This is a genomic window from Stenotrophomonas sp. RIT309 (assembly GCF_000632045.1).
GTDB lineage: Bacteria > Pseudomonadota > Gammaproteobacteria > Xanthomonadales > Xanthomonadaceae > Stenotrophomonas > Stenotrophomonas indicatrix.
Genome location: NZ_JFYS01000044.1, coordinates 173,807 through 185,618 on the forward strand (window position 1 = coordinate 173,807; position 11,812 = coordinate 185,618).

10 protein-coding genes are annotated in these 11,812 nt (G+C 66.1%); 4 read left to right on the top strand and 6 right to left on the bottom strand.

Going from position 1 to position 11,812, the window contains the following annotated elements; all coding sequences use genetic code 11:
* Positions 1 to 59 precede the first annotated feature (59 nt).
* The 4 genes from BW38_RS00220 (at position 60) to BW38_RS00205 (ending at position 2,897) form a co-directional block, all read left to right on the top strand.
* Entirely contained in the window at positions 60 to 620 is a 561-nt protein-coding gene (locus tag BW38_RS00220; RefSeq protein WP_032978864.1) for an NAD(P)H-dependent oxidoreductase, read from the top strand.
* Between the two features lie 213 nt (positions 621 to 833).
* Positions 834 to 2,264 (top strand): replicative DNA helicase, encoded by a 1,431-nt coding sequence (locus BW38_RS00215; protein ID WP_025876786.1) that lies wholly within the window; start codon positions 834 to 836, stop codon positions 2,262 to 2,264.
* A 163-nt stretch (positions 2,265 to 2,427) separates the two neighbouring features.
* Positions 2,428 to 2,640 (top strand): hypothetical protein, encoded by a 213-nt coding sequence (locus BW38_RS00210; protein WP_025876788.1) that lies wholly within the window; start codon positions 2,428 to 2,430, stop codon positions 2,638 to 2,640.
* A complete protein-coding gene (locus BW38_RS00205; RefSeq protein ID WP_032978867.1) occupies positions 2,637 to 2,897 on the top strand; it encodes a hypothetical protein in 261 nt (86 codons plus the stop codon). Before BW38_RS00210 ends, BW38_RS00205 begins: the two co-directional genes overlap by 4 nt.
* 28 nt (positions 2,898 to 2,925) lie before the next feature.
* On the opposite strand, the gene BW38_RS21310 is transcribed toward BW38_RS00205, so the two are convergent.
* The 6 genes from BW38_RS21310 to BW38_RS00180 form a co-directional block, all read right to left on the bottom strand.
* Positions 2,926 to 3,336 (bottom strand): hypothetical protein, encoded by a 411-nt coding sequence (locus BW38_RS21310; protein WP_051585183.1) that lies wholly within the window; start codon positions 3,334 to 3,336, stop codon positions 2,926 to 2,928.
* Between the two features lie 163 nt (positions 3,337 to 3,499).
* Complete coding sequence (lpdA, locus tag BW38_RS00200; protein WP_032951934.1) at positions 3,500 to 4,936, bottom strand: dihydrolipoyl dehydrogenase; 1,437 nt, start codon at positions 4,934 to 4,936, stop codon at positions 3,500 to 3,502.
* Positions 4,937 to 4,999: 63 nt separating this feature from the next.
* Entirely contained in the window at positions 5,000 to 6,199 is a 1,200-nt protein-coding gene (gene sucB / locus BW38_RS00195) for a dihydrolipoyllysine-residue succinyltransferase (protein ID WP_025876796.1), read from the bottom strand.
* A gap of 39 nt (positions 6,200 to 6,238) precedes the next feature.
* Positions 6,239 to 9,070 carry a 2-oxoglutarate dehydrogenase E1 component gene (locus BW38_RS00190; protein WP_032978870.1) on the bottom strand — a complete coding sequence of 944 codons (2,832 nt, stop codon included), beginning with the start codon at positions 9,068 to 9,070 and terminating at the stop codon, positions 6,239 to 6,241.
* Positions 9,071 to 9,257: 187 nt separating this feature from the next.
* Positions 9,258 to 10,160 carry a GNAT family N-acetyltransferase gene (locus BW38_RS00185; RefSeq protein ID WP_032978874.1) on the bottom strand — a complete coding sequence of 301 codons (903 nt, stop codon included), beginning with the start codon at positions 10,158 to 10,160 and terminating at the stop codon, positions 9,258 to 9,260.
* 3 nt (positions 10,161 to 10,163) lie between these two features.
* Entirely contained in the window at positions 10,164 to 11,561 is a 1,398-nt protein-coding gene (locus BW38_RS00180; protein ID WP_032978877.1) for a cupin domain-containing protein, read from the bottom strand.
* Between the last annotated feature and the right edge of the window lie 251 nt (positions 11,562 to 11,812).

Here is an 11,812-nt window from a genome sequence, read left to right on the forward strand (position 1 = left end):
CGGCAGGGAAGGGCGCGGCGGCTAGGCTGGCCCTCTCGCACCGTGAGGAGTATGTCCTGATGTCCGTCCCCACCATTGCTGTATTCGTCGGCAGCCTGCGCAAGGAATCCTGCAACCGCAAGCTGGCGCACGCGCTGGAGAAGCTGGCCGGCGACAAGGCGCGCTTCCAGTACGTGCAGATCGGCGACCTGCCGCTGTACGACCAGGATTTCGACGCCAGCTACCCGGCGCAGGGCACGCGCCTGAAGGACCAGGTACGCGTGGCTGACGCCGTGCTGTTCGTGACCCCCGAGTACAACCGTTCCGTGCCGGGCGTGTTGAAGAATGCCATCGACATCGGCTCGCGGCCCTACGGCGACAGCGCTTTTGCGGGCAAGCCAGCGGCGGTGATCGGCGCTTCCATCGGCCAGATCGGCACGGCGGTGGCCCAGCAGCACCTGCGCAACAGCCTGGCCTTCCTGGACATGCACGTGCTTGGCCAGCCCGAGGCGTTCATCCACTTCAAGGATGGCCTGATCGATGCTGACGGCACGATCCACAACGAGGGCACGCAGACGTTCCTGCAAGGCTATGTGGACCGGTTCCTGGCCCTGATCGCGGTACATGCCAAGGGCGATTGACGCCAGCAGCGGCGGTTCCCATCTGCGATAATGGTCCGCTTCGGGCGTCGCAACGACGCCCGTCGCAGGCAATGCGACGCCCTCGCGCCAGTCTGGACAGGCTCAGGCGGATATCCCCCGTTCTTCCACGGCTTATCCACAGGTTTGTCCATGGCCGCCGGGCTCGGCGCATGCCTACACTCGTCTGGCCCCTTTTGCAGGAAACACCGCAGCATGTCCGCCCGTTCCGGCTTCCGTTCCAACCGCAGAGAGCGCGGCGATGGCTTCGATCGCGATCGCGATGAATCGCGTATCGACCAGTTGCGCGTGCCGCCGCACTCGGTGGAGGCCGAACAGGCGGTGCTGGGTGGCCTGATGCTGGCACCGGAGGCCTACGACCGGGTCAACGACCAGCTGACCGAGGGTGACTTCTACCGCCGCGACCACCAGATGATCTACCGGGCGATCCGCGAGTTGTCCGAGCGCGAGCGCCCCTTCGATGCGGTGACCCTGGGCGAGTGGTTCGAATCGCAGGGCAAGATGGAGCTGGTGGGCGATGGCGCCTATCTGATCGAACTGGCCAGCACCACGCCGTCGGCGGCCAATATCGTGGCCTATGCCGAGATCGTGCGCGACAAGGCGGTGCTGCGGCAGCTGATCCAGGTCGGCACCGACATCGTCAACGATGGTTTCCAGCCCGAGGGGCGCGACAGCAGCGAGCTGCTGTCCGCCGCGGAAAAGAGCGTATTTGCCATCGCCGAGCAGGGCGCGCGCGGCCGTACCGACTTCGTGGCCATGCCCGGTGCGTTGAAGGACGCATTCGAAGAGCTGCGCAACCGCTTCGAGAATGGCGGCAACATCACCGGCCTGCCGACCGGCTATACCGATTTCGATGCGATGACCGCCGGCCTGCAGCCGACCGACCTGATCATCCTTGCCGCGCGTCCTGCGATGGGTAAGACCACCTTCGCCCTGAACATCGCCGAGTACGCGGCGATCAAGTCGAAGAAGGGCGTGGCAGTGTTCTCGATGGAAATGTCCGCATCGCAGCTGGCGATGCGCCTGATCTCGTCCAATGGCCGCATCAACGCGCAGCGCCTGCGTACCGGCCAGCTGGAGGACGAGGACTGGAGCCGGGTAACCGGTGCGATCAAGATGTTGAAGGAAACCAAGATCTTCATCGACGATACGCCGGGCGTGTCGCCGGAGATCCTGCGTTCCAAGTGCCGCCGCCTCAAGCGCGAGCACGACCTGGGCCTGATCGTGATCGACTACCTGCAGCTGATGAGCGTGCCGGGCAACAGCGAGAACCGCGCGACCGAAATTTCCGAGATCTCGCGTTCGCTGAAGGGCCTGGCCAAGGAACTGCACGTGCCGGTCATTGCACTGTCCCAGCTCAACCGCTCGCTGGAAACACGTACCGACAAGCGCCCGGTGATGGCCGACCTTCGCGAATCGGGCGCAATCGAGCAGGATGCGGACATGATCGTCTTCATCTACCGCGACGATTACTACAACAAGGAAAATTCGCCGGACAAGGGCCTGGCCGAGATCATCATCGGCAAGCACCGCGGTGGCCCCACCGGCTCGTGCAAGCTGAAGTTCTTCGGCGAATACACCCGTTTCGACAACCTGGCCCACGACTCGGTCGGTTCGTTCGAATAGCGCCGACGGCGTTACGGTAGCGCCGGGCCATGCCCGGCGGATCTGCTCCCCAGCGGCAGGTTTCATCGCCCCCCAACCGGGTTTCGTCGCAAACCGTTTGCGGGCGACAGGGCGGGGCAGCAACGTGGTTGCAGGCGGCGGGGTGCCGCCGAGGGAGCCTCTGATGAAGACCTTGTTTGCGCTTGGTGTCTGGTGCCTGCTGTTCGTGCTGTGCTGGCCGTTGGCGATCCTGGCGCTGGTCGCCTGGCCGTTCGTGTGGCTGCTGAGCCTGCCGTTCCGCCTGCTCGGCATCACCTTCTCGGCACTGTTCGCCTTCCTGCGCGCGCTGTTCATGCTGCCGGCACGCCTGCTGGGCGGCGGCCCGGTGACCGCATGAGGTCGCGCGTCATTGCGATGGTGGCGCTGCTGGTGGCGGCGCCCGCGTCCGCCAAGGAGCCGCCGTCGGCCTACCTGGAGCGCGGGCATGATCCTGCTTTGGCCGCCACCGCCGCGACTGCAGAGGATGCGCCCAAGGAATCCTGCCGGGTGGTGAAGGAGTGGAAGGCAGGGGAAACGGTCGTCCAGCACCGCATCTGTGACGATCCGCCGAAGAGGGCTGCCGCCAAGCCGGCGCCGCGGCCGATGCAGCGTTGATCCGCCATCTGCCGGTACGGCGGTGGTTTCAGGATGAGGGTGCCGCGGCGGCCGGCGGTGCCGGGAACACCTGTTCGCGCAGATCGCGGTAGACCATGATGATGCGGCCACGCGGGCGCACTACGAATTCAACCTGCAGCGGCGCCCCAGCGGTGGCTGCCGCCGGATGGGTCACCGTGCAGGGCTGCTTGATCCCACAGCGCCGCAGGGATACTTCCAGGCTGCCATCGCTGGCCGTGCGCACATCTGCGCCGGGTGAGTGGAAGAGCGTCTCGGCAGGCACGTGGTAGCGGATCAGCACGTCGCCATCGCGTTGCGGCATCACTTCGACCGGCTGCACCTCGGCTGCGCGGTAGTCGGTTCTGGCTGGGGTGGCAGTGCACCCGGCCAAGGCGAAGCCGAGCAGCAATGGCAGGCGGCAGAAGCGGGACAGGTGCATGATCGTACGGCTCCATGGAAATCGGCGGCGGCCACAGCATGTCCTGGCCGGTTGCATTGGGCCGGGTTGCAGGCGGGCGGTCAAGCGGCCAACAAAAAACCCCGCCGAGGCGGGGTTTTTCGTATCCAGCAACGCTGGCCAGTGGCCGGCACTACCCGATGGCTCAGTTCGCCTTGTGGATCGCGCGCTTGCTCACGGCCATCGCCGCGTCGTGCACCACTTCCGACAGCGACGGGTGAGCGTGGCAGATCCGCGCCAGGTCGTCGGCCGAACCGCTGAACTCCATGGTCAGCACGCCTTCGTGCACCAGCTCGGACACGTTGGCGCCGACCAGGTGCATGCCCAGGATGCGATCGGTTTCGGCGTGGGCCAGAACCTTCACGAAGCCTGCCGGCTCGATCATCGCCACGGCACGGCCGTTGGCGGCGAACGGGAAGCTGCCGGCCTTGTACGGGATGCCCTCGGCCTTCAGCTGCTGCTCGGTCTTGCCGACCCAGGCCAGCTCCGGCTCGGTGTAGATGACCCACGGAATGGTGTCGAAGTTGACGTGGCCCGGCAGGCCGGCGATCAGTTCGGCAACCGCGATGCCTTCCTCGAAGCCCTTGTGCGCCAGCATCGGGCCGCGCACGCAGTCACCGACCGCCCAGACGCCATTGACGCCGGTGTGGCAGTGCGCGTCGACTTCGATCTGGCCACGCTCGTTGATCTTGACGCCGGTACCTTCGGCCAGCAGGCCCTTGGTGGCGGCGCGACGGCCGACGGCCACCAGCAGCTTGTCCACCACCAGCGACTTCTCGCCTTCGGCGTCGGTGTAGGTCAGGGCGACTTCCTTCTTCTTGCCCTTGCCGGTCACTTCGGCCTTGGAGACCTTGGCACCCAGGCGGATGTCCAGGCCCTGCTTCTTGAATTCCTTGGCGGCGGTCTTGGCCACTTCGGTATCGGCCGCAGCCAGGAAGTCCGGCAGCGCTTCCAGGATGGTCACTTCCGAACCCAGGCGCTTCCACACGCTGCCCAGTTCCAGGCCGATCACACCGGCGCCGATCACGGCCAGGCGCGCCGGCACTTCGGTGAAGTCCAGGCCGCCGACGTTGTCGACGATGGTCTCGCCGTCGAACTTGGCGAACGGCAGTTCGATCGAATCCGAGCCGGCGGCGATGATGACGTTGGTGCCCTTCAGCTCGACGACCGAGCCGTCATGCTGGGTGACCTTGACCACGTTGCCCGGCTGCAGTTCGCCGAAGCCGTAATAGGCGGCGACCTTGTTGGCCTTGAACAGCATGGCGATGCCGCCGGTGAACTGCTTGACGATCTTGTCCTTGCGGCCAACCATCGCTTCGACGTCCATCTTGGCATCCTTGAAGCTGATGCCGTGGTCGCCAAAGATGTGGCCCATGTTCCAGAACTGGCGCGAGGAATCCAGCAGCGCCTTGGACGGGATGCAGCCCACGCGCAGGCAGGTGCCACCCAGGGCCGGCTTGCCGTCCTTGCCCAGCGCTGCGTCGATGCAGGCGGTCTTCAGGCCAAGCTGGGCCGCGCGGATGGCAGCGTGGTAACCGGCCGGGCCGGCACCGATGACGACGACGTCGAATTGTTCAGCCATTGAAATAGTCCTTGTTGCATTACCAGAACCCCTCCGCGCAGGCGCGGAGGGGCGGGAGGTCTCTTACAGGCCGAACAGCATGCGGCCCGGGTTTTCCAGCTGGTTCTTGATGTCCACCAGGAACTGCACCGAGTCCTTGCCGTCGATGATGCGGTGATCGTAGGACAGCGCCAGGTACATCATCGGCGCGATCACGACCTGGCCGTTCTGGGCGATCGGGCGCTCCTTGATGGCGTGCATGCCGAGGATGGCGCTCTGCGGCGGGTTGATGATCGGGGTCGACAGCAGCGAACCGAAGGTGCCGCCGTTGGTCACGGTGAAGGTGCCGCCCTGCAGTTCTTCCAGGCTCAGCTTGCCGTCACGGGCCTTCTTGGCGTAGTCGGCGATGGTCTTTTCGATGTCGGCGAACGACATGCGCTCGACGTTGCGCAGCACCGGCGTGACCAGGCCCTTCTCGGTCGACACGGCGATCGAGATGTCCGAGTAGCCGTGATAGATGATGTCGTCGCCGTCGATGGAGGCATTGACCAGCGGGAAGCGCTGCAGCGCGTTGGCGGCGGCCTTCACGAAGAAGCTCATGAAGCCGAGCTTGATGCCGTGCGCCTTGACGAACTCGTCCTGCAGTTCCTTGCGCGCCGCCGACACCTTGGACAGGTCGACTTCGTTGAAAGTGGTCAGCATGGCGGTGGAGTTCTTCGACTCCATCAGGCGCTCGGCGATGCGCTTGCGGATGCGGGTCATCGGCACGCGTTCTTCCGGACGTGCGCCACCGGCCTTGCCGGCGCCGCCGTTGCGGGCGAAGTTGACGATGTCTTCCTTGGTGACGGCGCCACGACGGCCGGTGCCGTCGACGTCGGCCGGGTTCACGCCTTCGGTGATGGCGGTGAAGCGGGCGCCCGGCGGCAGCGCGTCGGCAGCCGACTTGGCAGCCGGGGCCGGGGCAGCGGCGGCGGCCGGAGCAGCAGCGGCCGGAGCGGCCTCAGCCTTCTTCTCTTCGGCAGCCGGGGCCGGTGCAGCAGCCACGGCGCCTTCTTCGATGATCGCCACGACCTGGCTGGAAGTGACGGTGTCGCCTTCCTTGAACTTGATTTCCTTGATCACGCCATCGACCGGCGACGGCACTTCCAGGACGACCTTGTCGGTTTCCAGGTCAAGCAGGTTTTCGTCGCGCTTGACGGCGTCGCCCACCTTCTTGTGCCAGGTGGCGATGGTGCCGTCGGCGACGGATTCGGGCAGTACCGGGGCTTTGACTTCGGTGGCCATGCGGGAGCTTCCTGGTTTGTCTTCTAAATAGGGGGAGAGTTATTCAGCGAACGAGTCGTTGAACGGGTTGACCAGTGCATCGGCGACCAGCTGCTGCTGTTCGCGGACGTGGTCAGCCATGTGACCGGCAGCCGGCGAAGCCGAACGTGCGCGACCGGCGTAGTGCAGGCTCTGGCCATCGGCCAGGCAGAACTGCAGGTGGTGGCGGATCTGGTACCACGCGCCCTGGTTCTGCGGTTCTTCCTGCGTCCACACCACGTCGGTGGCCTTGCCGTACTTCTTCAGTTCGGCAGCCAGCAGCGCACGCGGGAACGGGTACAGCTGCTCCACGCGGATGATCGCCACGTCGTCCTGGCCACGCTTGGTCTGGTCTTCCAGCAGGTCGTAGTAGACCTTGCCCGAGCACAGCACCACGCGCTTGACCTTCTTGGCATCTGCATTGGCATCGCCGATCAGGTGCTGGAACTCGCCATTGGCCAGCTCGTCCAGGGTCGACACGGCCAGCTTGTGGCGCAGCAGCGACTTGGGCGACATCACCACCAGCGGCTTGCGGGTGGTCAGGTGCTGCTGGCGACGCAGCATGTGGAAGGCCTGCGCCGGGGTCGACGGCACCACCACCAGCATGTTCTCCAGCGCGCACAGCTGCAGGAAGCGCTCCAGGCGCGCCGAGCTGTGTTCCGGGCCCTGACCTTCATAGCCATGCGGCAGCAGCAGGGTCAGGCCGGAGATGCGGCCCCACTTTGCTTCGCCGGCGGCGATGAACTGATCGATCACCACCTGGGCGCCGTTGGCGAAGTCGCCGAACTGGCCTTCCCAGATGCACAGGGTGTTCGGATCGGTGGTCGAGAAACCGTACTCGTAGGCCATCACTGCTTCTTCGCTGAGCAGCGAATCGATGACGGTGGCCTTCTCCGGCGAATCCACCAGCTGCCGCAGCGGCAGGTAGTAGTTGTCGGTCTTCTGGTCGTGCAGGATCGCGTGGCGGTGAGTGAACGTGCCGCGGCCGACGTCCTGGCCGACCAGGCGCAGCGCACTGCCTTCATCCAGCAGGGTGGCGTAGGCCAGGTTCTCGGCAAAGCCCCAGTCGCCCGGGATCTCGCCGGCAGCCATCTTGCGGCGGTCGTCGTACACCTTGGACACGCGCGAGTGCAGCTGCACTTCTTCGGGCACGGTGTTGATCAGCTTGGCCAGCGCGACCAGCTTGTCCTTGTCGACCTTCGTCGACACCGGATCGGACAGCTTGCCTTCCAGCAGCTTCGGCCAATCAACGAACAGCGGGCTGGTCGGCGGGGTCTTTTCGACCTTGGCCAGCTCGGTGGTCACTTCACCGGCATCGAGCTTCTCGCGGTACGCATCGACCATCGCCTTGCCGGCGCCGGCGGCGATCACGCCTGCCTTTTCCAGCTGCTCGGCGTACATCTCGCGGGTGGTGGCGTGCTTGCGGATCACCTGGTACATCAGCGGCTGGGTGATCGCCGGCTCGTCGGCCTCGTTGTGGCCCCAACGGCGGTAGCACATCAGGTCGATGACCACGTCCTTGGCGAACTTCTGGCGGAACTCGAACGCCAGCTGCGCGGCGAACACCACCGCTTCCGGATCATCGCCGTTCACGTGCAGCACCGGGGCGGCAATCATCTTCGCCACGTCGGTGGCATAGCGCGTGGAGCGCGTGTCCTGCGGATTGGAGGTGGTGAAGCCGACCTGGTTGTTGACCACGATGTGCACGGTGCCGCCAACGGCGAAGCCGCGGGCCTGCGACATCTGGAACAGCTCCATGACCACGCCCTGGCCGGAGAAGGCCGCGTCGCCGTGGATCAGGATCGGCATCACCTGCTTGCGCGCGGTGTCCTTGCGGCGTTCCTGGCGCGAACGCACCGAGCCGGCAACCACCGGGTCGGCGATTTCCAGGTGCGACGGGTTGAACGCCAGGGCCAGATGCACCGGGCCACCCTCGGTGGCCACGTCGGCGGAGAAGCCCATGTGGTACTTCACATCGCCGGCCGAAGCGTGCTCGTCGTGCTCGAACTTGCCTTCGAATTCGTCGAACAGCTTGCGCGGGTTCTTGCCGAGGGTGTTGACCAGCACGTTCAGTCGGCCGCGGTGGGCCATGCCGATCACCACGTCCTTGACGCCATCCTTGCCGGCGCTGCGGATGATGGTGTCCATCATCGGGATCAGCGAGTCGCCGCCTTCCAGCGAGAAGCGCTTCTGGCCGACGTACTTGGTGTGCAGGTAGCGCTCGAGGCCTTCGGCGGCGGTCAGGCGCTCCAGCGTGCGGCGCTGGGTGTCAGCGTCCAGCTGGTAGTTGCCACCGGCCAGTTCCAGCTTCTTGTAGATCCACTGGCGCTGCTCGACCTCGGAGATGTGCATGAACTCCGCACCGATCGAACCGGTGTAGGTCGCCTTCAGGCGCGCCAGGAGGTCACGCAGCTTCATGCGCGGCTGGCCACCCACGCCGCCGGTGCTGAACTCGCTGTTGAGGTCAGCATCGGACAGGTTGTGGAAGGGCAGGCCGAGGTCCGGGGTGTTGACCGGAGAGGCCAGGCCCAGCGGGTCCAGGCGGGCGTCCAGATGACCACGCGAACGGTAGGCGGTGATCAGACGACCGACATTGCGCTCGCGCTCATCGCCTGCACCGGTGCCGGTGCCTGCTTTCAGCGCATCCTTGGCCGCGTCCGCGATGTGGGAAATGACGGCCGAGTGCGGAATGTCGCCCGCTTCGCGGCCCTTGAAGCCGTCGAAGTAGGTTTTCCATTTGGGATCGACACTATCCGGGGAGACCAGGTACTGCTCGTACAGGTCCTCGACATAGGAGGCGTTGCCGCCGGCGAGTTGCGAAGATTGCGCAAACTGCTTCAGTTGATTGTCCACGATGGAGGGTGCTGATTCGCTTTGTGGGGTATGGCTTCAGAAGGACCCGGCACGAAGATGAATAGCCATGCACGGGCGCGTTCAAACGGCCAAATTGTACCCCCATCCGGACACGAAGGGGCAGCGACGAGGGCATCGGGCGTCCCCCGGTGTCGGTCCCAGACAGGTTGAGCGCACCCCGTCGCGGTCAGATGCCGAGTGCGCGCAATTCGCTGCATTCGCGCGAACGGTCCCAGACACGCTGCAATTGCTGCTCGAACGGCTGCGAACGTGCTGGCAGCGCGATTGCCGATTCGCCGTCGAGGCGATGGCCGATGAGACGAAAGTAGAAGTCGCCTGCATCGTTGAGCAGGCAGGCCGAGGCCAGGGCGCGATCGATCGGATCGGCGACCTCGCGGAACTGGATCACACTGGGAAGGCGCTGGAACAGCGCCAGCAGCGGCGCACCGGCACTGGCGATGGCTGCGGCGTCATGCACGATCACCCGCAGCTGCTTGTCGTGGCGGGCGGTGACGAAGCGGCGCAGGGCCGCCTGTACCGGTGGCGCATCCAGCAGGCCGGGGTCCAGCTGCCGGCTGTGCAGCCACAATCGACGGCGGGCGCGGTGGATGATCGCCGTGGTGATCGCCACCGCTTCAGCGCGGCTGTCGATGGCGGAAACGGCCTGCAGGCGGCGCCGCATCTGCTGGTGGCCAATGCCGGCTTCTTCGAATTCGGGGCCTTCCGGAAGGAACCCCTGGCGGGCGTAGAAGTCGCGTGCCGGCAGCTGCGCATGCAGGTGCAGCTCGGCCAGGCCGAGCTGGCGCCCGGCCTGCACCAGTGCCTCAAGCAGGGCCTCGCCAATGCCGTGGCCGCGATACGCCGCCAGCACCGCCATGCGGCCGATGCGGCCATCCGGCGCCAGCCGCCCGGTGCCGACCGGATGCCCGTCGGCATCCAGCGCCAGCACGTGGGCACAGACCGGGTCCAGGGCATCGCGCTCCAGGGCGGCGTCGATGCCCTGTTCCTGCACGAACACCCGCTGGCGCACGTCGTGGATGGCGACGTGGGCCTCGGCGTGACTGACCTGCTGGACCCGCAGCGGGCTCATGGCTCAGCCGCGGCCGGCGTCGCTGTCGTCTTCGTCGTGGTCATCGAAGTTGACGATCACTTCAATACCGTCGTCGTGCACGGTCACCAGATGGACGTCATCGGACATCGAGTCAGCCTCGATCACCTCGACCTGCTCGTGGCCCTCGATCACTTCACCCAGCACCTCTTCCTCCTCGTCGGCGTACACCTCGTTCGGATCGATCAGCTGGAACACGCCGCCGACCAGCAACTGCTGGACCACCGCACGGCCCTTGTCGGACAGACCGCGGTAGGCGGCGGCGTCGAGCTGCTCGGCACCTGCCAGGCGCTGCGCGTCCTTGACCGGCAGGGCGAAGTCCTGGCCACTGACATACAGGCTGGCACCGCGCTTGGCCCGGCGCCAGGCCAGGCGCGCCCACGGGTGACGCTGCAGCAGCAGGCCCGACTGCAGGGCCTCCAGCACTTCTTCCTGCGGCGGCGCGGGCTGATGGGCCATCACTTCGCCGGCGGCGCGGTAGGTGGTGATGAAGCGGCCGAACCAGTCACCCAGCTTGTCCGGATCGTTCATGCGGATGGCGTTGAGCGCGGTGATCACCCGCGCCATCGCCACGGTGTCGATCTCGTTCGGGTCGGCCGGTGCCTTCAGGTCGGCGTCCTGGTAGCGGATGTTCTCGTCGGCGTCGGCGATCAACGTGTCCAGATAGTCACTGATCAGCTCGGCCGAAGACGGTGCGCGCATGCCGAACGAGAACGTCAGGCACGGGTCTTCGGCAACGCCGTGATGCGGCACGTTCGGCGGCAGGTACAGCATGTCGCCCGGCGCCAGCACCCAGTCATGGGTCGGCTTGAACACTTCCAGCAGCTTCAGTTCCACGTCGGGGCGGAAGCCCAGCGGCGGGCGCTTGCCCTTGATCGATTCACTGGCATCGATCTGCCAGCGGCGGTGGCCGTGGGCCTGCAGCAGGAACACGTCGTACTGGTCGACATGGGCACCGACCGAGCCACCGGTAGCGGCGAAGCTGATCATCACATCGTCCATGCGCCAGCGCGGCAGGAAGCTGAAGTGTTCGATCAGGGCGCGCACGTCCTTGTCCCATTTGTCCACGTCCTGCACCAGCAGGGTCCAGTCGTGGTCGGGCAGGGCGGGGAAGATGTCTTCCTGGAACGGGCCGCTGCGCACGCGCCAGCCGTCCTGGGCCTTGTCGTGCTCGATCAGGCGGGCCAGCACGCCCTCTTCGCAGGCCAGGCCGGCCAGGTCTTCCGGCTGTACCGGGGTCTGGAAATCCGGGAAGGCATTGCGGATCAGCAGCGGGCGTTTCTGCCAGAAGTCACGCAGGAAGGTGGCCGGTGCCATGCCCAGCGGCTGGCCGCGGCGGGCGGTGACTTCGATCAGGGGGGAGGAGGACTTGCGGGCGGCCATGGGGGAGTTCCTTGCAGCGGAAAGCGGGAGGGGCGGCGTGGCGGGCCGCCAAGGACTCCATTGTCCGACGTTCGATGGGATTGCGCACGTGTGCTGGTTTGTCGCGGGGTGTCCGGCCAACGGCGGAGCCCCTCGTGGCGGTCAGGCTCACAAGCAAAAGCCGCGCTTGGCCGGGCGGGTGGGCCATGCAGGGGACGCTGCAAGTCCCCCTCCGGGGCCCGGCCCAGCCGCTGGCGGCTGCCAGTTGCTGT